The 22,370-nt window shown below is 56.8% G+C and carries 19 protein-coding genes; 7 read left to right on the top strand and 12 right to left on the bottom strand.

All coding sequences use genetic code 11. The annotated features are described in order from the left end of the window. Positions 1-85 precede the first annotated feature (85 nt). From dcp to guaD, 5 genes are read right to left on the bottom strand one after another with little or no spacing between them, the layout of a single operon-like run. Positions 86-2,131: a peptidyl-dipeptidase Dcp gene (dcp, locus tag SIK69_RS18455; protein ID WP_319786748.1), complete on the bottom strand. Its 2,046-nt coding sequence runs from the start codon at positions 2,129-2,131 to the stop codon at positions 86-88. Next, positions 2,128-2,940, bottom strand: a complete 813-nt coding sequence (gene xdhC / locus SIK69_RS18450) for a xanthine dehydrogenase accessory protein XdhC (RefSeq protein ID WP_319786747.1) — start codon at positions 2,938-2,940, stop codon at positions 2,128-2,130. The genes dcp and xdhC overlap by 4 nt, the downstream gene beginning before the upstream one ends. Further along, entirely contained in the window at positions 2,924-5,290 is a 2,367-nt protein-coding gene (gene xdhB / locus SIK69_RS18445; protein ID WP_319786746.1) for a xanthine dehydrogenase molybdopterin binding subunit, read from the bottom strand. The genes xdhC and xdhB overlap by 17 nt, the downstream gene beginning before the upstream one ends. Beyond that, complete coding sequence (xdhA, locus tag SIK69_RS18440; RefSeq protein WP_319786745.1) at positions 5,280-6,698, bottom strand: xanthine dehydrogenase small subunit; 1,419 nt, start codon at positions 6,696-6,698, stop codon at positions 5,280-5,282. Before xdhA ends, xdhB begins: the two co-directional genes overlap by 11 nt. Next, positions 6,695-8,023 carry a guanine deaminase gene (gene guaD, locus SIK69_RS18435; RefSeq protein ID WP_319786744.1) on the bottom strand — a complete coding sequence of 443 codons (1,329 nt, stop codon included), beginning with the start codon at positions 8,021-8,023 and terminating at the stop codon, positions 6,695-6,697. The genes xdhA and guaD overlap by 4 nt, the downstream gene beginning before the upstream one ends. Before the next feature lie 406 nt (positions 8,024-8,429). Here guaD and ydfG point away from each other — a divergent pair, with 406 nt between their 5' ends. After that, positions 8,430-9,182: a bifunctional NADP-dependent 3-hydroxy acid dehydrogenase/3-hydroxypropionate dehydrogenase YdfG gene (ydfG, locus tag SIK69_RS18430; protein WP_319786743.1), complete on the top strand. Its 753-nt coding sequence runs from the start codon at positions 8,430-8,432 to the stop codon at positions 9,180-9,182. Between the two features lie 90 nt (positions 9,183-9,272). After that, a complete protein-coding gene (locus SIK69_RS18425) occupies positions 9,273-9,959 on the top strand; it encodes a GntR family transcriptional regulator (RefSeq protein WP_319630406.1) in 687 nt (228 codons plus the stop codon). Between the two features lie 96 nt (positions 9,960-10,055). On the opposite strand, the gene SIK69_RS18420 is transcribed toward SIK69_RS18425, so the two are convergent. The 6 genes from SIK69_RS18420 to SIK69_RS18395 form a co-directional block, all read right to left on the bottom strand. Continuing rightward, a complete protein-coding gene (locus SIK69_RS18420; RefSeq protein WP_319786742.1) occupies positions 10,056-11,519 on the bottom strand; it encodes a mannitol dehydrogenase family protein in 1,464 nt (487 codons plus the stop codon). Positions 11,520-11,674: 155 nt separating this feature from the next. Further along, positions 11,675-13,051, bottom strand: a complete 1,377-nt coding sequence (locus tag SIK69_RS18415; protein WP_319630408.1) for an MFS transporter — start codon at positions 13,049-13,051, stop codon at positions 11,675-11,677. A gap of 53 nt (positions 13,052-13,104) precedes the next feature. After that, positions 13,105-14,124: a Zn-dependent oxidoreductase gene (locus tag SIK69_RS18410; RefSeq protein ID WP_319786741.1), complete on the bottom strand. Its 1,020-nt coding sequence runs from the start codon at positions 14,122-14,124 to the stop codon at positions 13,105-13,107. 11 nt (positions 14,125-14,135) lie between these two features. Beyond that, positions 14,136-15,350: a starvation-sensing protein RspA gene (gene rspA, locus SIK69_RS18405; protein ID WP_319786740.1), complete on the bottom strand. Its 1,215-nt coding sequence runs from the start codon at positions 15,348-15,350 to the stop codon at positions 14,136-14,138. Between the two features lie 174 nt (positions 15,351-15,524). Beyond that, complete coding sequence (locus SIK69_RS18400) at positions 15,525-16,808, bottom strand: MFS transporter (protein WP_319786739.1); 1,284 nt, start codon at positions 16,806-16,808, stop codon at positions 15,525-15,527. A 137-nt stretch (positions 16,809-16,945) separates the two neighbouring features. Beyond that, on the bottom strand, positions 16,946-17,272 hold the full coding sequence (locus SIK69_RS18395) for a YnfA family protein (protein ID WP_319786738.1): 327 nt from the start codon (positions 17,270-17,272) through the stop codon (positions 16,946-16,948). A gap of 110 nt (positions 17,273-17,382) precedes the next feature. Here SIK69_RS18395 and SIK69_RS18390 point away from each other — a divergent pair, with 110 nt between their 5' ends. The 3 genes from SIK69_RS18390 (at position 17,383) to speG (ending at position 18,651) form a co-directional block, all read left to right on the top strand. Beyond that, positions 17,383-17,598: a hypothetical protein gene (locus SIK69_RS18390; protein WP_319786737.1), complete on the top strand. Its 216-nt coding sequence runs from the start codon at positions 17,383-17,385 to the stop codon at positions 17,596-17,598. A 92-nt stretch (positions 17,599-17,690) separates the two neighbouring features. Continuing rightward, positions 17,691-18,032, top strand: coding sequence for a DUF1283 family protein (locus SIK69_RS18385; protein WP_319786736.1), 342 nt, complete (start codon positions 17,691-17,693; stop codon positions 18,030-18,032). 64 nt (positions 18,033-18,096) lie between these two features. Beyond that, complete coding sequence (gene speG, locus SIK69_RS18380; RefSeq protein ID WP_319630415.1) at positions 18,097-18,651, top strand: spermidine N1-acetyltransferase; 555 nt, start codon at positions 18,097-18,099, stop codon at positions 18,649-18,651. Here speG and SIK69_RS18375 read toward each other — a convergent pair. Then, positions 18,645-19,355 (bottom strand): YnfC family lipoprotein, encoded by a 711-nt coding sequence (locus SIK69_RS18375; protein WP_319630416.1) that lies wholly within the window; start codon positions 19,353-19,355, stop codon positions 18,645-18,647. The two genes, speG and SIK69_RS18375, sit on opposite strands and share 7 nt — an antisense overlap. A gap of 114 nt (positions 19,356-19,469) precedes the next feature. On the opposite strand from SIK69_RS18375, the gene SIK69_RS18370 reads away from it, so the two are divergent. Both SIK69_RS18370 and ynfE read left to right on the top strand, forming a co-directional pair. Beyond that, on the top strand, positions 19,470-19,727 hold the full coding sequence (locus SIK69_RS18370) for a DUF1161 domain-containing protein (protein WP_319786735.1): 258 nt from the start codon (positions 19,470-19,472) through the stop codon (positions 19,725-19,727). 135 nt (positions 19,728-19,862) lie between these two features. Next, positions 19,863-22,307 (top strand): selenate/tellurate reductase subunit YnfE, encoded by a 2,445-nt coding sequence (ynfE, locus tag SIK69_RS18365; protein WP_319786734.1) that lies wholly within the window; start codon positions 19,863-19,865, stop codon positions 22,305-22,307. The last annotated feature ends 63 nt before the right edge of the window (positions 22,308-22,370 follow it).

Genomic DNA, 22,370 nt, shown 5'->3' with positions numbered 1-22,370 from the left:
TGATTAATTTTTTTCGTCGGCATAGCGCCGGGCATTATCGAACAGATTGGTACACATTGCTTTCCACCTTTTTGCTGATGAAGGATTACTCACTCAACCCACGATTTTTAAGCATCGGCTCCGGTCGCGGGTCGTGGCCGCGCCAGTCGCGGTACAGCGCCTCTAAATCGCTGCTGTTGCCACGGGATAAAATCGCGTCGCGGAACCGCTGACCATTTTCCCGGCTGAGGCCGCCGTGCTCAACGAACCACTGATAGCCATCGTCGGCCAGCATCTGCGTCCAGATATAGGCGTAATACCCTGCGGCATAGCCGCCGCCGAAAATGTGCGCGAAATAGCTGCTACGATAGCGTGGCGGCACGGCGGCAAGACTGAGTTTTTCCGTACCGATAACCTCGTTTTCGAAGGCGTTCACATCCGTGGGCAACGTCTCCGTGGTCACGCTATGCCAGTTCATATCCAGCAGCGCGGAGCAGACCAGTTCGGTCATGTCATAGCCTTTGTTGAAGGTCGCGGCACGCATCATGCTGTCACGCAGCGCCTCGGGCATCGGGTCGCCGCTGCGGTAGTGCCGGGCAAAACGGGCAAACACCTGCGGATGACGCGCCCAGTGTTCGTTGATCTGTGACGGGAACTCGACAAAATCACGCGGGGTGCGGGTGCCGGACAGACCGGGGTAGCGCTGGCTGGCAAACAACCCGTGCAGCGTATGACCAAACTCGTGGAACAAGGTAACCACATCATCCCAGGTCAATAGTGCCGGATTGCCCGCCGTGGGTTTCTGATAATTGCAGACGTTATAGATTACCGGCCGCTGTTCAAGCAGCGTCGACTGCTGCACAAAATTATCCATCCACGCCCCGCCGCCTTTCGAGTCGCGGGCGAAGAAATCACCGTAGAATAACGCCAGCCCTTCCCCGTTGGTGTCGAAAATTTCCCAGACGCGCACGTCAGGGTGATAAACAGGAATATCAAAACGTTCGACGAAGCGAATACCGAACAGCTGCGACGCAGTCCAGAACACGCCTTCAGTCAGGACGTTATTCAGTTCCAGATAGGGTTTTATCTGCGATTCGTCAAGGCGATAGCGTGCCAGCCGCACCTGCTCGGCATAGTAAGCCCAGTCCCAGGCCTGGGCCTGGAAACCGCCCTGCTGTTGGTCGATAACCTGCTGAATATCCGCCCGTTCACGTTCGGCGCGAGCCCGGGCAGCAGGCGCAATTTTACGCATAAAACTGAATGCTGCTTCCGGGGTTTTCGCCATTTGATCGGCCATGCTCCAGCTGGCGTAGTCGCGGTAGCCGAGCAGATTTGCCTGCCGGGCGCGCACGCTGACGAGGCGTAAAATCAGTTCCCGGGTATCGTTCTGGTCACCTTTCTCATTGCGCAGCCAGCCTGCGCTGAACAGATTTTCACGCGTCTGCCTGTCGCGAAGCTGAGCCAACGCGGGCTGCTGGGTGCAGTTCAGCAGCGGCAGCAGCCAGCGGTCGGTTAGCCCCTTATCGCTGGCCGCGCTGGCTGCTGCGGAGATCTCTTCGTCGCTCAGGCCGTTGAGTCGGTGACGTTCATTTAGCACCAGTCCCCCGCTTTTCGCGGCGGCCAGTAAACGCTGATGGAACTGCGTGCTGAGCGTAGCCACTTCGGTATTGAGGGCGCGAAGTTTTTCTTTTTGCCCCGCAGCCAGTTTCGCCCCCGACAGAATAAAACGCTGATAAACCACCTCCACCAGGCGCAGCGATTCCGCATCGAGATTCAGCGAGCCTCGCTGCTGCCAGACCTGCTCCACGCGCGCGAACAGCGCGTCATTAAGGTAGATATCGTTCGCCAGTCCGGCCAGCTCAGCGGAAAACTGTTCATCGAGTTGCTGAAGCGTGTCGTTGGTATGCGCGTTAGTCATGGCGTAAAACACCGAAGTGACGCGCTCCAGCAGTTCGCCGCTTTTTTCCAGCGCCACAAAGACGTTATCAAAGGTCGCAGGCTGCGTATTCCCGGCGATGGCGGCCACTTCTTCCCGCTTAATGCGCAGACCTTCGTCAAACGCAGGCCGGTAATGGCGATCCTCAATCAGGTCAAAACGCGGGGCCTGATACGGCAGCAGGCTGACGGTTAGAAATGGATTCTCATTGCTCATTTTTTACTCCTGAAAGCGGGACTCTCCTTAGAGTAGGCAACCCCTTGATAAACCGCAATGATTTCCCCAGCCACCGCCACGGCGATTTCTGCGGGCAGCTTGCCTTTGACGTCTGGCAGGCCAATCGGGCAGCGCATCGTCTCGCGTTTTTCTCGGTCGATTCCTTTGCCCTCCAGCAGATAATCAAAGCGTTGGCGCTTAGTCCGGGAACCAATCACCCCCAAATAGAGATAGTCCCCGCGCTTTAACACCGTTTCTGCCAGGGCCAGATCCAACGGGTGATGATGGGTCATCACCACGAACAAACTGTTCTCCGGGGCATGACGGGCCACGTCGCACGGGTCGTCAGTATGAATGCAGCGCACGCCCGCCGGGATGACGCCAAATTGCGCCTCACGTTCATCCACCCAGTTCACCCGGCACGGCAACGTGGCGAGAATAGCTACCAGCGCCTGACCCACATGCCCGGCACCAAACAGATAGATTTCCGGCTGCGGCAAGCCCCAGGGTTCAAACAGCACCTGAGTCATCCCGCCACAGCACTGCCCGGTGCGCGCCCCAAGAGCGAAGGTTTCATGGCGCGGCGTTTCCTGTCCGCCGATCAGCATCTCCCGGGCAATCGCCATGCACTGAAATTCCAGATTGCCACCGCCGATGGTCAGCCAGTTTTCATCCAGACTCACCACCATTTTAGTGCCCGCCCCGCGCGGCACCGAGCCTTTATCCTGCAATAGCGTCAGGATAATCGCCGGAACCCGCCGGTCACGCAGGCGCAGCAGCACATCGAGCCATTCATCCGCTTTTTGCATCCCACGCCTCCCGTTGGCTGACCCCGGCCAGTACGCGCTCCGGTGTGGCTGGCGCGTCCAAATGAGGATGCTGGCGATAATCCCCCACCGCCGCGACCGCGTCCTGCAACGCGCACCACACTGAAATCCCGAGCATAAACGGTGGTTCGCCGACCGCTTTCGATCGATAGACCGTCTCCGCGCTATTGCCGTGCGCCTCCAGCAACGAGACGTTAAGCACCTCCGGCATATCGGTAATCGCCGGAATTTTGTAACTCATTGGGCCATCGGTCAGCAGTCGCCCGTTGTCGTCCCACTTCAACTCTTCGGTGGTCAGCCATCCCACGCCCTGCATGAAGCCGCCCTCAATCTGGCCGATATCCAGTGCCGGGTTCAGTGAGTGCCCAACGTCGTGCAGAATATCAGTACGCAGCAGGCGGTATTCACCGGTCAGCGTATCGACGATGACTTCAGAACAGGCCGCGCCCCACGCGAAGTAGTAGAACGGTTCGCCCCGCCCGCTCTGGCGGTCGTAGTGAATCCCCGGCACTTTATAAAATCCGGTTGCCGACAGCGGAACCTGATTCAGCCACGCCAGATTTGCCACCTGGGCAAAGCTGAAATAGTTGTCTTTAACCTGCACCACGCCATTTGAGAAGCGCACCTTCTCAGCCTCGCACTCATGCAGCGTACACAGCATCTCAACCAGGCGCTGGCGCAGCGTCTGGGCGGCAATCTCCGCCGCTTTGCCGTTAAGATCAGCGCCGGACGAGGCCGCCGTGGGCGAGGTATTCGGCACTTTACCGGTGCTGGTCGCCGTCACCTGAATGGTATCGAGCGGGATCTGCAGCACGTCGGCGACAATCTGCGCCACTTTGGTGTTCAGCCCCTGGCCCATTTCTGTGCCGCCGTGATTAAGCTGCACCGTGCCATCGGTGTAAATCAGGATCAGCGCCCCGGCCTGATTGAGAAAACTGGACGTGAAGGAGATGCCGAACTTCACTGGTGTCAGCGCCAGGCCACGTTTCAGCACCGGGCTTCGCGCATTAAAGGCTGCGATATCCGTCCGCCGCTGGCGATAGCATGCGGATTCGGCCAGTTGTCCGGTCACCTCCTGTGCCAAATTCTGTTTTACCGGCTGGTGATAATGGGTCACGTCCCGCCCCGGGCCGCCATAGAAATTTAGCTGACGCACCCGGAGCGGATCGCGTCCGAGATGGCGGGCGATAGCATCCATAATTTGTTCAATCGCCACCATGCCCTGCGGCCCACCGAACCCCCTAAACGCGGTGTTTGAGGCCAGGTTCGTCCGGCAGCGATAACCCGTCACCCGGGCATCGCCGAGGTAATAGGCGTTATCGGCGTGGAACATTGCCCGGTCACAGATAGAGCCGGATAAATCCAGTGAATAGCCGCAGTTCGCTGCCAAATCGATGACGATGCCGTGGAGAACACCTTCGTCGGTGAAACCCACGTCGTAGCGCACAAAAAACGGGTGGCGTTTACCGGTTACCCGCATATCGTCCCGGCGCGAAAGCCGTAGCTTCGCCGGGCGTCCGGTGAGGCGAGCCACCAGCGCGGCATGGCAGGCGATGCCCGCCGCCTGGGTTTCTTTCCCGCCGAAGCCGCCGCCCATGCGACGTACATCGACGGTGACCTTGCTTTGCATCACGCCCAGCACCGAGGCCACCAATTTTTGCACTTCGGTCGGATGCTGGGTTGAAGACCAAATCTGCATCGCGCCGTCCTCCCCCGGCAGCGCCATCGCCACCTGACCTTCGAGATAAAAATGCTCCTGACCGCCAATGTGAAACTGACCCTGCAAACGCTGAGGCGCGGAGGCAAGCGCCGCATCGGCGTCGCCGCGCTGCTGGACGTGCGGTTGTTCAACGAAATGGCCTTTGGCCAGCGCCCGCTCGACATCGAGCACCGCCTCCAGCGGCGCAATCTCAATTTTTGCGGCTAAGGCTCCGGCGCGCGCGGCGGCGGGAGACTCGGCGGCAATCATCAGCACCACCTGCCCGTGATACTCGACGATCTCTTTGGCAAATAGCGGATCGCCGGGTGCCAACGGGCCGATATCCAGCTCACCGGGCACGTCATGCCAACTCAGGACGCGCACCACGCCGGGTACGTTGAAGCAGGCAGCGGTATCGATATGGAGAATGCGTCCATGGGCGCAATCGCTCAGGACCGGACACAGATGTAGCATCCCGGCCAGCGGAGTTTTATCGTCGATATATTCCGCCGCGCCGCTGACGTGGCGCTCAGCGCTGTCGTGGGGCCGGGAGTGACCCGCCCGACCCTGCAACTGCTGTAAGAACTGCGCTTTCAGCGCCGCTTCGGAAAACAGGGGCGGTTTAGCGGACATAGTCTGTGACCTCCACGGCGTGGTCAGATGTCATGTGCAGGAAATAGCGTTTGAGGAGATTCTGCGCCACCTGCAAACGGTATTCCGCACTGGCACGAACGTCGCTGAGCGGGAAGAATTCCTGCGCCAGCGCCGCACAGGCGGCTTTCAGGGTCGCGTTATCGATAGGTTTGCCCAGTAGCCCCGCCTCGAGGCTGAACGCTCTGGCAGGCGTGGCCGCCATACCGCCGAAGGCAATACGCGCGTAGGAAATCACGCCGTGTATCACTTGCAGATTAATCGCCGCAAAGACCGCTGAAATATCGTCCTCCCGCCGTTTAGAGACTTTCCACAGACGAAGATTATGTGACAACGTCACGTCATCAAGCACAATATGCGAGATAAACTCCCCTGGGTTAAGCACTGTCTGTCGATAGCCGGTGAAGAATTCAGCCAGCGCCACTTCCCGGGTTTGCTTGCCACAGCGCAATCGCAGGCGAGCATCCAGCGCCAGCAACGCCGGGGCACAGTCACCGACTGGCGAGGCGTGGGCGATATTGCCCCCGATCGTGCCCTGGTTACGAACTTGCTGGGACGCAAAACGATGAAGCATCTCGCTGAAGGCCGGGATCACCATTTTCAGCTGCTGCTGGAGCGTGTCCAGGCTGGTCATGGCCCCGATAATCAACTGATTGCCCTCGCGTGTTACCCCGTGAAGCTCCGTCACCCGCGCCAGTGAAATCAGCCGGTTATGAGAATGATGGGCCTGGGTGACTAGCAGATTGAGATCGGTGCCGCCCGCCAGCAGGCGTGCCTGCGGGTAGCGTAAATACGTGTCTGCCAGTGTCTCCAGTGAGTCCGGCCTTAGCAGAGCGTCGTCAGACGTCACGCCCAGGGCCAGAAGCTGTTTCATCGTTTGGGCTTCTGACGCCGTGAATTTATCGCTACAGGGCATGTTGAGGATCTGTTTTGCCGTTTCGATAATCGGTCGATAACCGGTGCAGCGGCACAGATTGCCGCCGAGATGATGCGTGACGGACGTAGTGTCTGCTGCCACGCCGCTTTTGTGCATCGCGAAGGCCGACATTACGATGCCGGGCGTACAGAATCCGCACTGCGAGGCGTGTCCACAGGCCAGCGTGTGTTGCAGCGGATGCAGTTCACCGCCGTCAGCCAGATCTTCCACCGTCAGCAACTGTTTCCCGGCCAACTGACCGACTAACAGTAAACAGGCGTTGGCGCTTTGGTAGCGCATTTTGCCCTCCTCGACGCTGCCGATCACCACGGTACAAGCCCCGCAGTCACCGGAGGCGCAACCCTCTTTGGTGCCACAGCGCATTCGGTCGGTACGCAACCAGTTCAGCACCGTCAGGTTAGGATCAATGTTGTCGATCGTCATTGTCTGCTGATTGAGTAAGAACTGAGTCATGCCGCCACCTCCAGGGCATCGCGTCGCCAGGCGCATGCGCCGTTGATCCACGTCTGGTCGATATTCCGGTCGTCACCAAGGGTCATCAGCATAAACAGGCGTTCGTAGATATCGTTGCAGCGGGCGCTGCGCAGCTGTTGCAGCGGGGTCACCGCCGGGTCGAGCACCACGAAATCGGCTTCTTTACCGACCGCGAAGTTGCCAATTTTTTCATCCAGACACAGCGCCCGCGCGCCGCCCAGGGTGGCGTGATAGAACGCTTCACTGGCGCACAGACGGTAACTTTGCAACTGGCCGATTTTGTAGGCTTCGCCGAGGGTGCGTAACATGCTGAAGGTGGTGCCTGCCCCAACATCGGTGCCGATGCCCATTTTGACCTGCTTCTGCCAGCAGGTTTGCAGCCGGAACAGACCACTGCCAAGGAACAGATTGGAGGTCGGGCAAAACGCCACCGCCGAATCGCTGTGATGCAGACAATCCCACTCGGCCTCCTGCAAATGAATGGCGTGCGCGAACACGCTGCGTTTCCCGGTCAGACCGTAATGGTGATACACATCGAGATAGTTTTCGTGCTCCGGCCACAGGCTTTTGACCCATTCGATTTCCTGTGTATTTTCGCTGAGATGGGTGTGTAGCCAGGTGTCAGGAAATTCTTCTCGCAGGCGCTGCACCGCTTCCAGTAAGGCGGGAGACGATGTCGGCGCAAAGCGCGGTGTGATGGCATAGCCCAGCCGCTGACGGTTATGCCAGCGCAGGATCAGCTCCCGGGTCTGCTGGTAGCTCTGCTCGGCGGTTTCGGTCAGGTAGTCCGGCGCATTACGATCCATCATCACCTTCCCGGCAATCAGACGCATATTTTGCTGTGCGGCAGCGGCGAACAGCGCGTCAACGGATTCCGGATGCACGGTGCCAAACACCAGCGCGGTGGTGGTGCCGTTTGAGAGTAGCTGGTTCAGGAAGAACGTCGACATCTGCGCCGCGTGCCCGGCGTTGCCATACTGACTTTCCACCGGGAAAGTGTAGGTGGTCAGCCATTCAAGCAGTTGCTCGCCAAACGCGCCGATCATTTCGGTTTGCGGATAATGCAGATGGGTATCGACGAAGCCCGGCACGATTAACTTGCCGCGTAAATCGACCCACCCGTCGGGTTGCGTCAGCAGCGGCTGCCCTTCTTCCCAGCGCATTAACGCCGTCACCCGTCCGTCGGCGATAAACAACAGACCGTCCTCAAGGAAGCGCGCCTGTCGGGCAATGTCTTGCGGGCTTTCTGCCACAGCAGCGATATCAAAAAAGCTTCCGCGCACCGCACAGTGATATTCCACCATCTCTGACCTCTTTTTAATCTCTTTCCCCGCTGCGTGCCGGGCAACTATTTGCAGGTGTATTGTCAGAGTAGATTGCAAAGAGAGTGCCAGCTTTTAAATTTAACATTAACGTTGTATTTCAATGCGTTAAATATTATTCATGCTCTTGCGCAACAAAATGAATAATATTCACCCCGCAACCGATTGCTTATTTCGGCAAACGGTTGCATTGCATATATGAACATCTTTATTAGGTCGCGCAGGCAGATTCGGTCATTTTTTATTGCACAGCGATGGCGCATTTGCACCGCTACCGCGCACGCCGAACGGGCGAAATGCGGTGATAACGGGCAGTAACTTCCGTTACCGCAGAATAACCGTGCGTGCTATGGTAGTAAGACAGTTAAAGCATTGAGGAACAGCAAGAATGATCGTACTTGTTACCGGCGCGACCGCCGGGTTCGGGGAAAGCATCACCCGCCGTTTTATCGCCAATGGCCATAAAGTTATCGCCACTGGCCGTCGTCACGAACGCCTGCAGGAGCTGAAAGAAGAGCTCGGCGACAACCTGCTGACCGCGCAGCTCGACGTGCGTAACCGCGCCGCCATTGAAGAGATGATCGCCCACCTCCCTGCCGACTGGCGCAATATTGATATTCTGGTTAATAACGCCGGGCTGGCGCTGGGAATGGAACCGGCGCATCAAGCCAACGTCGATGACTGGGAAACGATGATCGACACCAACAATAAAGGCCTGATCTACATGACCCGTGCGGTGCTGCCGGGCATGGTGGAACGTAATCGTGGTCATATCATCAACATCGGCTCAACCGCCGGAAAGTGGCCTTATGCGGGCGGCAACGTCTACGGCGCAACCAAAGCCTTCGTGCGCCAGTTCAGCCTCAACCTGCGTACCGATTTGCACGGCACCGCCGTTCGCGTGACCGATATCGAGCCAGGCCTGGTGGGCGGGACTGAGTTTTCCAACGTGCGCTTCAAAGGCGACGATGCGAAAGCTGAAAAAGCCTATGAAAATGCCAATGCGCTGTCGGCGGAAGACGTGACCGAAGCGGTTTGGTGGGTGGCGACGCTGCCAAAACACGTCAACATCAATACCCTTGAGATGATGCCAGTCAGCCAGACCTACGCCGGGCTGAGCGTTCACCGCCAGGGCTCGTGATAATAAACCCGCCCGGTCAGCAGGCCGGGCTGGGCGTAGCGCTAAAATCCGCGTAAAATAACGCACTTACCCCGCAATGAAGAAAGAGCCATGGCCGCAGAATCGCAACTCAATCCGACCCAGCCCGTGAACCAGCAAATTTACCGTATTTTGCGCCGGGATATCGTGCATTGCCTGATAGCCCCGGGGACGCCGCTGTCCGAGAAAGAGGTTTCGGTTCGGTTTGACGTGTCGCGCCAGCCGGTACGGGAAGCCTTTATTAAGCTCGCTGAAAATGGACTGATTCAGATCCGACCGCAGCGCGGCAGCTATGTGAATAAGATTTCCCTGTCACAGGTGCGTAACGGCTGCTTCGTGCGCCAGGCAATTGAATGTGCGGTGGTGCGCCGGGCCGCTGCGATGATTACCGATGCCCAGTGTTACCAGCTGGAGCAGAATCTGCATCAGCAACGCATTGCCATCGACCGCCAGCAGTTGGCCGACTTCTTTCAACTCGACGATGAATTCCACCAGTTATTGTCGCAAATCGCCGATTGCCAACTGGCGTGGGAAACGATTGAAAACATCAAAGCGGCCATTGACCGGGTGCGCTACATGAGCCTCGATCACATCTCCTCCCCGGAGATGCTGTTGCGTCAGCATCAGGATATTTTTAGCGCGCTGGAAAAACGTGACGTCGACGCCGTGGATAAAGCGATGACCGTTCATCTGCAGGAAATCAGTGAATCGGTGCTGCTCATTCGCCAGGAAAACCGCGACTGGTTTAGCGAAGACTAATTAAGTTGGTTTTGTCGATAACCCAGGACTGGCAAGCACCGCGCCACAGGCAAAAGAGAGATGAAGATGCCGCCCCGTATGAGGCGGCATTTTTTATTACAGTTTTGCTGCGAAGGCCGCCACGGTGGCTTTGGTCCCTTTCTCCAGCAGTGACAAATAGGCATGCGTTACCTGGGTCACAAACCGACTTTCCTGCGGCAGTTCGTTGCCGAAAATCGCCTCGATCCCCAGCAGCGCGTTAACCCGCGCTTCGCCCTGGGCGCTGTTCTGCACCACGGCCTGAAGAGTGCTCAGCAGCGGATCGCACACTTCAATCGCATTGCCCTGCTCGTCGATGCCATCAACGTAACGCATCCAGCCTGCCACGCCCAGCGCCAGCAGCGAGAAGTCGCTGTTTTTCGCCAGATGCCAGCGCACGGAGTCCAGCATACGCTGAGGCAACTTCTGGCTGCCGTCCATCGCGATTTGCCAGGTTCGGTGACGCAGCGCCGGGTTGCTGTAGCGCTCGATCAGCAGGTCGGCGTAGCGTCCGAGATCTACGCCCTGTACTTTCAGGGTCGGGGCCTGCTCTTTCAGCATCAGCGCATGGGCAGCACGACGGTAGTTGTCGTCTGCCATACACTCATTGATGTGCTGATAACCCGCCAGATAGCCGAGATAGGCAAGGAACGAGTGGCTGCCGTTGAGCATACGCAACTTCATTTCTTCAAACGGAATAACGTCGGACACCAGTTCGGCTCCGGCTTTATCCCACTGCGGACGACCGGCGACAAAGTTATCTTCGATAACCCACTGACGGAACGGTTCACAAGCCACGCCCGCTGGATCGCGCACGCCGGTGATGGCTTCGATTTTATCCAGCGTTTCCGGGGTGACGGCGGGGACGATACGGTCAACCATGGTGGACGGGAAAGTGACGTTCTGCTCAATCCACTCAGCCAGGTCGCTGTCCAGCGCCCGGGCATAGGCCCGCACCACGTTACCCAGCACGTGGCCGTTTTCCGGCATGTTATCGCAGGACATTACGCTGAATGCCGGGAGGCCCGCCGCTTTACGACGCGCCAGGACTTCCACCACCACGCCAGGCGCGGAGGTCGGCTGATGCGGGTTTTGCAGGTCGGCAGCGATCAGCGAGTTTCCGAGGTTGAGTTCCCCGGTGGCCGGTGAGTGGCAGTAGCCTTTCTCGGTAATGGTCAGCGATACAATCGCCACCTGCGGCTCGCACATTTTCGCCAGCACGGTCTCCAGGCCATCAACCTGCGCGTGCAGCGCGTCTTTGACCACCCCGACCACGCGTGCGGTCCAGGCATCGGCAGACATTTCCGCCACGGTATACAGGTTATCCTGGCGTTTGAGATCAGCAATTTGCTGCTCACCGCCAATCAGATTCACTTCGGTGTAGCCCCAGTCGCTGTTGTGCTCCTGTGCCAGGATATCGGTGTAGACAGCCTGGTGTGCGCGGTGAAACGCGCCAAAGCCAAGATGCACAATGCGGGAAACGAGTTTGGTGCGGTCGTAAGCGGGTACGGTCGCCTTAGCGGTTAAAAGCGTGTTTTGCATTTTATGACTCACTGTTGAGGACGCTCATTGCCATACTAGAATAGCCCGGTGAGCGCCCCGAACTTTGATTTGCATTAATTTCTGTGCAAGTGGTATGACATGAAATGAAAGTTGTGTGACAGCCTTATCAGACTCTGGCTGCCACACGGTTGCCTTTAGCTATATTGCCCCAGCCGTGAATCAGCGGTAGCCGCTGCGCGTTCGGCGGCATCCTGCGGCAAACTCAGGTCGCGGTCGCAGACTTCTGGCATTAATATCGCCGACACCAGGCCAATCACCGAATAGCAGATAACCATCGCCACCATCGGCCACCAGCTGCCGGTTACGTTGCAGAAGATGCCTGCCAGCAAGGGACCAAAGCCCACCGCCACCAGGCCGCCCGCTTCTTTGGCAATCGCCATGCGGGTAAAGCGATTTCGCGAGCCGAACATTTCCGCCATGGTGATGTTTTCCAGGGCAAACAGCCCGAGTACTGCCACGTTATGGATGACTATCAGGCTCAGCATGATGGTACTGGCGCTGTAGCTTTTATCGACAATGATCGCCAGCATCGGATACGCGAGGATGATGGCCGAGATATTGAGGATAATGTACGGCAAACGGCGACCAAATTTGTCTGACAGCCAGCCCAGCAGCGGGATGGTGATAAAACCGATCACGGAACTGATCATCAACGCATCGGTCGGGATAGCCTTATCGAACAGGAGCGTCTGCACCAGATAACCAGCGAGGAACGTCTGAATCAGCCCTGAGTTACCGGCCTGACCAAAGCGCAGCCCGGTCGCCAGCCAGAACGTTTTACTGCGGAACATTGCCCCCAGCGATGTCTCGTCGGCGACTGCCGCACTGGCAACCGCCCCGCTCTCGCTGACCTTTTCAAACACCGGGCTCTCTTTAAGATTCAGACGCAGCCAGATGGCGAAAATCATCACCACTACGCTTGCCAGGAACGGCACGCGCCAGCCCCAGGCTACGAGTGATTCCCGGTCGAGCAAGAAGAACATTACCGCCCAAATAGCCGTGGCGCTAAGCGTGCCGCAGTTGGTGCCCATGGCAACCAGCGAGGAGATAATGCCGCGTTTCCCTTTGGGTGCATATTCTGCCAGCATCGTTCCGGCCCCAGAGATTTCTGCCCCCGCGCCCAGCCCCTGCACGATACGCAGGGTGACCAGCAGCACCGGCGCAAAGATCCCAATCTGGGCGTAGGTTGGCAGGACACCTATCAGAGTGGTGCAAATCCCCATCATGGTGATGGTGATAAACAGCACCTTTTTACGGCCAATCCGGTCACCCATTTTGCCGAAGATAAACGCCCCGACGATACGCGCGATATAGCCCGCGCCGTAGGTACCCATCGCCAGGATCAGCGCCATCGCCGCCGACTGCTCGGGGAAGAAAATCTCATGGAATACCAGCGCCGCGCCAAGGGAATAGAGCTGGAAATCCATAAACTCCAGCGCCGTACCTAACCAGCCGGATACGGCGGCGCGGACCAGATCTTTGGTGCTTCGTACAGGTTGATGTTGCGTCATAGTCGTTATCTCTGAATGTAAGGTGCGGACCACTCACTCGCGCTTTTATTTTTCTAAACTGCGAAGGTCAACAGGACCTTGCAGCAGTGCTTTTGGTCTTTCTCAAAACGTTCGATGGCATCGCTGACGTGCCGGTAATCCATCACGTGGGTGATGAGCTTATCCGGGTCAATCAGCCCCTTTTTCAGCCAGTCGATCACCACCGGGAATTTATTGGCGTTCAGGCGTGAGGAGTAGACAGTCAGCTCTTTACCGGTGATCCCCTGCTGCGCCACCTGCGACGGATCGCTGGAGAAGCCCATTAGCACGATGCGCCCGGCGGGTGATGCCAGATTGACGGCCTCCTGCAATATCGACGGATGACAGGCGGCATCGACAATCAGCGTCGGCCTGATGCCTTTTTCTTCCAGTGCGGTCTGCAATGACTGGCTGCTGTTATCAAAGGTCCAGTCAGCGCCGCAGCGTTCGGCCATCGCCAGTCGTTCGGCAATGCGGTCGACGACAATCACCTGTTTGACCTTATAAACGCCCTTCAGCGCCTGGACGGTCACCAGGCCCATCGGCCCGGCACCGTAAATCAGCGCCACGTCCTGCTCGATCGGTTGCGCCTGCCCGGTGACATTCGCCGCGATGGTGAATGGTTCAACCATCACCGCGTGCTTGTCTTCGATGCTGTCCGGGATGGTCCAGGCATTGCCCGCAGGCACTACCGCGTATTCACTGAATCCGCCATCGCGATGTACGCCCAGTACTACCAGCGAGGTGCAGACGTTCGGTTTGCCGATAGAACACGGATAGCACTCGCCGCAGCTGATCACCGGGTCGACGCTGACGCGCTCGCCGAGGCGGGCATCGCTCACCCCTTCCCCAACTGCGTCAATCACGCCGAAAAACTCATGGCCGATAACGCGCGGGTATTTGGCGAACGGGTTGTGCCCACGATAAATATGGCTGTCCGAACCGCAGATCCCAGCCAGTTTGACCTTCACCCGCACTTCGCCCACGGCGGGCTGCGGGATGTCGCGGTCTTCTATCACCAGCTCATTAGGCTGGCGAATCACTATGCTTTTCATCGAAAGACTCCTTACCAGTTCCACAGCGTGCCATCTTCCAGGCGCGCCACCGGGAGATACGCCGGATCGTACGGATATTTGGCGGCCAGCTTTTCATCGAACTCAATGCCGAGGCCTGGCTTGTCACCTGGATGCATATAGCCGTTATCAAAGGTCCAGTTATGCGGGAACACGTCCAGCATTTGTTCCGAATAGCCCATGTATTCCTGAACGCCAAAATTCGGCACCCACAGATCGAAATGCAGCGCCGCTGCCATGCACACTGGTGACAAGTCTGATGGCCCGTGCGAACCGGTACGCACCTGATACAGCGAGGCAAAATCAGCAATGCGCCGCATCCCGGTGATCCCGCCCGCGTGGGTAATGGTGGTGCGGATGTAGTCGATGAGCTGTTCTTCAATCAGCTGCTTACAGTCCCAGATGCTGTTGAACACTTCACCCACCGCAATCGGGGTAACGGTGTGTTGGCGAATCAGACGGAAGCACTCCTGGTTTTCCGCCGGGGTCGGATCTTCCATCCAGAACAGGCGGTAATCTTCAATGCTTTTGCCAAAACGCGCGGCTTCTATTGGGGTCAGACGATGGTGCATGTCATGCAGGAGGTGTTCGTTGAAGCCAAATTTGTCACGTACTTTTTCAAACAGGGTTGGGGTGAAATCGAGGTATTTTTCCGTCGACCAGAGCTGTTCTTCCGGCCACTGGCCTTTGGTAGCAGGCTCATAGGCCTGACCTTTGCCCTTCGCCATGCCGTAGGTGGTTTTCATTCCCGGTACGCCGCACTGGACGCGAATGGCTTTAAAACCCATCTCTTTGTGGCGGGCGTAGTCGTCCAGCACTTCGTCGATGGTGTGCCCGGTGGTGTGGCAATAGACCATCACCCCTTCCCGGGACGCGCCGCCGAGCAGCTGATACAGCGGCATATTGGCGGCTTTGGCTTTGATATCCCACAGCGCCATATCGATCGCTGAAATCGCCGACATGGTGACCGGGCCGCGACGCCAGTACGCGCCTTTATAGAAGAACTGCCAGATGTCTTCGATACGGTGCGCATCTCGTCCAATCAGCTGTGGGCAGAGATGATCTTTCAAATACGATGCCACCGACAGCTCGCGCCCGTTCAGCGTGGCATCGCCAAGGCCGGTTAGACCATCTTCAGTGGTAATTTTCAGGGTGACAAAGTTACGCCCCGGGCAAGTGACAAATACGTCTGCGGCAACAATCTTCATTTTCAGTCCTTACGTCTCATCGTTGATGGGGCAAATCTACGCCCACACCTAACTACCATACAAGTATATTGATCGAAAAAAGCCCAGCCGATCACAGAATTTATCAAAGTGGTAACATGGGAGTTTGCCCGGCAGCGCGAGGCTGACCGGGCAGTCAAGAGAGGTATGAAAGCGTTATTCGATGCGGTCTTTGACGATGAAGAAGTAGCACAGTGCCCCGGTAAAGGTGACGCAGGCGGCGATCACCAGCGCCAGATTAAACGAGTGCGTGGTGTCGACGACCCAACCGGTGACAATCGGCGCAAAGGAGGCGAACACAAAGCTGCCGAAGTTCTGAATAGCCGCTACCGAGGCCACTTTGGTTTCAGCCACCATCACCTGCACCAGCCCCCACGCGGAGGTTCCGGCGAAATGGACGCAGAACAGCGCCATCGAAATAAATGCTACCGCCTGCGTCGGGGTGGAAGATTGCACCACCAGCAGCGTGCCGAGCGCCGAGAGGATCAAGCCCAGCACAATCGCCGTTTTGCGCGTTTTAGCCAGATCGAAGCCGCGCCGAGCCAGGGCATCGACCACCAGTCCGTTCGTCCACATGCCCACCGCTGCCGCGAGGAATGGGATTGCCGCCACCCAGCCGGTTTTTGCCAGGCTGAAACCCTGCTCGGCCTGCAAATAGCCCGGCAGCCAGGCGATATACAGCCAGCCGGTGTAGTTCACCCCGGAGAACCCGAGGATCATTCCCCAAGTGGTGCGGCGTTTAAACAGCGCTAACCATTCGCTGAATGCCAGTTTGGGTTTCGCGGTGACCGGTGCCGAAAGATATTCACGCTCGGTATCGTTCAGGCTGAACTGGGCGCGGTTGCGATACCACGCATACCAACAAATACCGACGATAATCCCCGCCAGACCAATCACCACAAACATGGTTCGCCAGCCCCAGGCCAGTTGCATCACCACCAGTGCAGGCGGCGCGATGGCCTGGCCAATCACCGTGGAAGAGTTAAAAATCCCCAGCGCCGTGCCGCGCTCCTTCTGCACGTACCAGTCGCTGATCGACTTTACGCCCGCAGGCATAAACGGCGCTTCGCCGATACCCAGCCCGATACGCAACCAGATAAAATGACTGAAGGAGTTCACCATTCCGGTTAGCGCTTGCATCGCGGACCAAAATATCAGCCCTGCCCCCAGTACCAGCCGTGGTCCAAAACGGTCCAGCAGGATCCCCGCAGGCAGTTGCGAAAAACCATAGGAAAGCGAGAACGCCGACAGCAGCACGCCAAACTCGGTAGCCGATAATCCCAGCTCACCGCGAATCGCCTCGCCCGCAACGCTCAGCGACGAACGGTCTAAGAAGTTGACGATCCCGGCGATAAACAGCAGTGCCAGCGTCACCGTCTGAATCGTTTTTATTCTCGCAGGCTTTGTTAGCGCTGCTTTTTCCACCACATCAATAGCCATAAACACTCCAAATGAGTCAATTCGGCTACTACCATACAAGAAGTGTTAACAGGAAAAAGCTTTAGGATCACACTTTAGAAACATTCAGTAGAATCCCCCACAACGACCGTGTGAGGATCTCGGAGATGAAATGACGGTCAGCCCCGCCCCCAGCCCGCCACGATGATCAACATCCCGCACAGCGCTACGGCGGCTCCCGCCCAGTCATAGACGCTGAGTCGCACGCCATCGACATAGCGTAGCCACAGCAGTGCGGTAGCGACGTACACCCCGCCATACGCGGCATACACTCGCCCGCTCGCGGCCGGATGTAGCGTTAACAGCCAGACGAACAAAGCCAGAGAAAGTCCGGCGGGTAACAACAGCCACACCGTTGCCCCACGTTTCAGCCACAGCCACGGTAAGTAGCAGCCGATGATTTCGCAAAGCGCAGTGGCAAAAAACAACAAACTGGTTTTCAACATGAACGATTATTTCTGGCGGTTGTCAGCAAAGTTCTTAAGGATAAATTAATCTTAATCCAGTGAGAATCGCTTTCTTTGTGACAGTTACGTGGCCATTGAGGTGCAGTATCATGAGTATCGACAGAATGGCGAAGATGGTATTACGCCGACAGGGTATTGGCGTGAAAGATAAGGTCATTCGCTTTCGCGGCAACACCATTGTGTTTCGTTTGAGCGACGACGGCTACGACATCTATATCAACGGAATGAAAAGCAACTCCGTTAAAACCAATGATGTGAACGAGGCGGTTCGCATTTATAAAACCACCCTCAGCGGTGCCTGTTGAACCGGTATTGACGCATGGCTATTCCCTGCCGGGGAGTTGGTGGTAAACTGCGCGCGTGGGTTTACCGTTTTTTCACCCTAAAGGAAACAGCCATGAAAGTGACCCTGAGCAAACGCCTGTGCCTGACGGCAATGCTGACGCTGGGTGCCATCGTGTACACCGCGACTGCCTCTGCGGACACCAGCAAGCTCATCATTGAGTCTGGTGACGGCGCGCAGAGCAGACAAAATGCGGCGATGGACAAGGAGCAGTGGAACGATACCCGTTCCCTTCGTCAGAAAGTGAATACCCGCGCTGAAAAAGAGTGGGATAAGACCGACGTCGCCTTTGATAGCCGCGACAAATGTGAGCAAAGTGCCAATCTGAACGCGTACTGGGAACCTAATACCCTGCGCTGTCTCGATAGAAAAACTGGCCGGCCTCTCATTCCGTAACCCCCGGGTGCCGTCTGGCACCCTGCTTCCCCGCAACACCTGCATACACCAATAAGGAAATCACATGCCCAATGCTTATACCGTTAAGCTGCGCCCGCTGGAACGCGAGGATCTACGCTTTGTTCATCAGCTGGATAACAACGCCAGCGTGATGCGTTACTGGTTCGAAGAGCCGTACGAAGCGTTCGTTGAACTCTCTGACCTTTACGATAAGCATATTCACGATCAGAGCGAGCGCCGCTTTGTTATCGAGTGCGACGGCGAAAAAGCAGGCCTGGTGGAATTAGTGGAAATTAACCATGTTCACCGCCGCGCCGAATTCCAAATCATCATCTCCCCGGATTATCAAGGCAAAGGTCTGGCCACCAAAGCCGCGATGCTGGCAATGGACTACGGGTTTAACGTGTTGAACCTGTACAAGCTGTATCTGATTGTCGATAAGGAAAACGAGAAAGCGATTCATATCTATCGCAAACTCGGTTTTCAGGTGGAAGGCGAACTCATCCATGAGTTTTTCATCAACGGTGAATACCGCAATACCATTCGGATGTGCCTGTTCCAGCATCAATATCTGCCGGAACGCAAAGGCCATAGCTTACTGAAGCCTACGGCTCAGTAATATTCGATGGTATTTTTGATGGTGTAATGCCGGGTGACAGGCGGCTTTGCACTGTCATCCACGATCTGTAAAGTGCAGCTCAGCGGGTTGTCGTGTCGGTCGTAGTCACAGCGTTGTGCCACATTGCCGATGTTTTTGTCATTCAGCAGGCTGACCGCCGTGTAATCGAGTTTTTTTCGCGGATCTTTTGGTGGGGATGCGATAATTTTCAGCGTTTCGTTGCCACTGGTTGAGGTTTTCCCCAACGGATAGCCTTCGCTGTCGTAGCGATAATCGACGCTGAAATCTTTACCATGGGACGCTATCACAAATCCGTTATCGTCGGTATCCCATGTCACTCCAGCGGCAGGTATCCCCGCCAACTGGCACTTGCCCTGCAGCAGAATACGTTTTTGCTCAGTGGTGCCATCAACGTAATAATTGGCATCGAGCACCAGCGTCGCACCGGAGTTGTTTTCCACATCGTGCAATTCCAGCAAATCAAAACAGCCTTCCTGCGAGAGTCGGGCGCTGACGCGTTTGGTCACTTCGCCCTTTTCATTCATCAGCGTTTGGCTGAAATCTTTAACCGGGCCGCGCAGCGGATCAAAATCGAACTCGTTGGAAAAGCTCGCCATTTCCGGCGTAAAGGCAGCCGGCACTGAGGCGTTATCACAAGCGGTGAGCACGCTTATCAGCGGCATCACAAACAGCAGTTTCTTCACAGACTGTCCTTCACGGTAGAATTTTCTCAATCATATTAGCAAATACAGCGATTTACACTATGAGTGCTATGCTTTTATCTCACGATAGCAATCCAAAGCGATAAGGAGATGCAGATGAAAAAGACGCAATGGCTATGTGCACTGATGCTGGCGGGCGCGATGCCTGCGTTTGCGGCGACTCCGGAGTCCTGCGAGCGCGTGAAGGACGACATCCAGCAGAAGATCGTTAACAACGGCGTGCCGGAATCCGGTTTTACGCTGGATATCGTGCCGAACGATCAGGCCGACAGACCGGATGCTCAGGTCGTCGGGCACTGCGCCAACGACACCTTTAAAATTCTCTACACCCGCAACGGCAACGATCAGCAGTAAAACGCCTTCACACGAAAGATATTATCTCTGGCTTGACCGGAGATAATATCTCCCTGGGTCGAAATAAGTAACATCCTTCCATCAAAAGCCAGGGTCACCGCGTCCGGCTACATAACTAAAAAGATGGAGTGAGCGATGTCTGAACATGAACAGCACGACCACCCGAGTGGGATCAGCCGCCGGGCTCTAATCAAATCCTCTGCCATTGGTTCCCTTGCCCTTGCCGCGAGCGGTATGTCTCTGCCTTTCACCCTCAAAAGCGCAGCCGCTGCCGTACAGCAGGCGACGAAACCGGACGATAAAGTGGTCTGGGGCGCATGTTCCGTTAACTGCGGGAGCCGCTGCGCGCTGCGTCTTCACGTGCGCGATAATGAAGTGTATTGGGTTGAAACCGACAATACTGGCGATGATATCTATGGCGATCACCAGGTTCGCGCCTGCTTGCGCGGCCGCTCTATCCGTCGGCGTATTAACCACCCGGAACGCCTGAACTACCCGATGAAACGGGTGGGTAAACGCGGGGAAGGCAAGTTCGAACGCATCAGTTGGCCCGAAGCGCTGGACATACTGACCGACAGCCTGAAACACGTGGTCAAAGAGTACGGTAATGAAGCGGTGTACATTAACTATACCTCCGGCATTGTCGGCGGCAATATAACCCGCTCCTCACCTTCGGCCTCGTTAGTCGCACGTCTGATGAACTGTTATGGCGGCTCGCTCAACCAATACGGTACCTACAGCACCGCACAAATTGCCTGCGCCATGCCCTACACCTACGGCTCTAATGACGGCAACAGTACCTCGGATATCGAGAACAGCAAACTGGTGGTGATGTTTGGCAACAATCCGGCTGAAACGCGCATGAGCGGTGGCGGAATTACGTATTATCTGGAACAGGCACGCGAACGCTCCAACGCGCGGATGGTCGTCATTGACCCGCGTTACACCGACACCGCCGCCGGACGCGAAGATGAATGGGTGCCGATTCGTCCAGGCACGGACGCCGCACTGGTCGCCGGTATCGCTTGGGTGCTGATTGACGAAAACCTTGTCGACCAGCCGTTCCTCGACAAATACTGTGTCGGTTACGACGAGAAAACGCTGCCGGAAGGTGCCCCGGCCAACGGGCATTACAAAGCCTATATTCTCGGCCAGGGAGACGATGCCACCGCAAAAACCCCGGCGTGGGCATCGCGCATCACCGGCATCCCGGCAGATAAAATCATCAAGCTGGCGCGTGAGATAGGAACTGCGAAACCGGCATATATTTGCCAGGGCTGGGGCCCACAGCGCCAGGCGAACGGCGAACTCACCGCCCGCGCGATTGCCATGTTGCCGATCCTGACCGGCAACGTCGGCGTGAACGGTGGTAACAGCGGCGCGCGTGAATCAACCTACACCATCACCATCGAACGTATGCCGGTGCTGGAAAATCCGGTAAAAACCGCCATCTCCTGTTTCACCTGGACCGATGCCATCGAGCGCGGCGCGGAAATGACCGCCACCCGCGACGGCGTGCGCGGGAAAGACAAGCTCGACGTGCCGATCAAATTTATCTGGAACTATGCGGGCAACACGATTATCAACCAGCATTCGCAGATCAACCGCACCCACGACATCCTGCAGGATGATACGAAGTGCGAGATGATTGTGGTCATTGAAAACTTTATGACCGCCTCAGCGAAATACGCTGATTTGCTGCTGCCGGACCTGATGACCGTCGAACAGGAAGACATTATTCCGAACGATTACGCCGGGAATATGGGATATCTGATTTTCATTCAACCCGCCACGAGTCCGAAGTTCGAGCGCAAACCGATTTACTGGATTTTAAGCGAAGTGGCAAAACGCCTCGGTGCTGACGTGCAGCAGAAATTTACCGAAGGCCGCACCCAGGCGGAATGGCTGCAGTACCTGTACGCTAAAATGGTCGCCAAAGACCCGCAGCTTCCGTCGTATGAGGCGGTGAAAGCGATGGGATTATACAAACGCAAGGATCCGAACGGCCATTTCGTCGCCTATAAGGATTTCCGCAACGATCCGCAGGCTCATCCGCTGAAAACGCCGTCGGGTAAAATTGAGATTTACTCGACGAAGCTGGCAGACATTGCCAGCAGTTGGGAGCTGCAACCAGACGACACCATCAGCCCGCTGCCGATATATGCCTCGACCTTTGACGGTTGGGATGCGCCACAGCGCAGCGAGTTCCCGCTCCAGCTGTTCGGTTTCCACTATAAAGCGCGCACCCACTCCAGCTACGGCAACGTCGATGTGCTGAAAGCCGCCTGTCGTCAGGAAGTGTGGCTCAACCCGATGGATGCCGCGAAGCGGGGTATCAAAAATGGCGATATGGTCAGGGTCTACAACGATCGCGGCGAGTTGCGCATTGAGGCGAAAGTCACGCCGCGCATCATGCCAGGCGTCAGCGCGATGGGCCAGGGAGCGTGGCACGATGCCAGTATGAGCGGTGACCGCATTGATCATGGGTCGTGCATTAACACCCTCACCAGCCATCGCCCGTCTCCGCTGGCGAAAGGTAATCCACAGCACACCAATCTGGTTCAAATCGAGAAGGTGTAGCGACAAATTCACCGTAGGCCCGGTAAGCGTCGCGCTACCGGGCGGAAAATAGAAAATAACGGG

The sequence above is a fragment of the Scandinavium lactucae genome (assembly GCF_033843265.1).
In the GTDB taxonomy this organism is placed as follows: Bacteria; Pseudomonadota; Gammaproteobacteria; order Enterobacterales; family Enterobacteriaceae; genus Scandinavium; species Scandinavium lactucae.
The sequence above is the reverse complement of the archived record's forward strand: the minus strand, read 5'-3'. Positions and strand labels throughout refer to the sequence as shown.

Coding starts and splice junctions, on each gene's coding strand:
- dcp (WP_319786748.1), bottom strand. CDS start 2,131: ATGAGCAATGAGAATCCATTTCTAACCGTCAGCCTGCTGCCGTATCAG.
- xdhC (WP_319786747.1), bottom strand. CDS start 2,940: ATGCAAAAAGCGGATGAATGGCTCGATGTGCTGCTGCGCCTGCGTGAC.
- xdhB (WP_319786746.1), bottom strand. CDS start 5,290: ATGTCCGCTAAACCGCCCCTGTTTTCCGAAGCGGCGCTGAAAGCGCAG.
- xdhA (WP_319786745.1), bottom strand. CDS start 6,698: ATGACTCAGTTCTTACTCAATCAGCAGACAATGACGATCGACAACATT.
- guaD (WP_319786744.1), bottom strand. CDS start 8,023: ATGGTGGAATATCACTGTGCGGTGCGCGGAAGCTTTTTTGATATCGCT.
- ydfG (WP_319786743.1), top strand. CDS start 8,430: ATGATCGTACTTGTTACCGGCGCGACCGCCGGGTTCGGGGAAAGCATC.
- SIK69_RS18425 (WP_319630406.1), top strand. CDS start 9,273: ATGGCCGCAGAATCGCAACTCAATCCGACCCAGCCCGTGAACCAGCAA.
- SIK69_RS18420 (WP_319786742.1), bottom strand. CDS start 11,519: ATGCAAAACACGCTTTTAACCGCTAAGGCGACCGTACCCGCTTACGAC.
- SIK69_RS18415 (WP_319630408.1), bottom strand. CDS start 13,051: ATGACGCAACATCAACCTGTACGAAGCACCAAAGATCTGGTCCGCGCC.
- SIK69_RS18410 (WP_319786741.1), bottom strand. CDS start 14,124: ATGAAAAGCATAGTGATTCGCCAGCCTAATGAGCTGGTGATAGAAGAC.
- rspA (WP_319786740.1), bottom strand. CDS start 15,350: ATGAAGATTGTTGCCGCAGACGTATTTGTCACTTGCCCGGGGCGTAAC.
- SIK69_RS18400 (WP_319786739.1), bottom strand. CDS start 16,808: ATGGCTATTGATGTGGTGGAAAAAGCAGCGCTAACAAAGCCTGCGAGA.
- SIK69_RS18395 (WP_319786738.1), bottom strand. CDS start 17,272: ATGTTGAAAACCAGTTTGTTGTTTTTTGCCACTGCGCTTTGCGAAATC.
- SIK69_RS18390 (WP_319786737.1), top strand. CDS start 17,383: ATGAGTATCGACAGAATGGCGAAGATGGTATTACGCCGACAGGGTATT.
- SIK69_RS18385 (WP_319786736.1), top strand. CDS start 17,691: ATGAAAGTGACCCTGAGCAAACGCCTGTGCCTGACGGCAATGCTGACG.
- speG (WP_319630415.1), top strand. CDS start 18,097: ATGCCCAATGCTTATACCGTTAAGCTGCGCCCGCTGGAACGCGAGGAT.
- SIK69_RS18370 (WP_319786735.1), top strand. CDS start 19,470: ATGAAAAAGACGCAATGGCTATGTGCACTGATGCTGGCGGGCGCGATG.
- ynfE (WP_319786734.1), top strand. CDS start 19,863: ATGTCTGAACATGAACAGCACGACCACCCGAGTGGGATCAGCCGCCGG.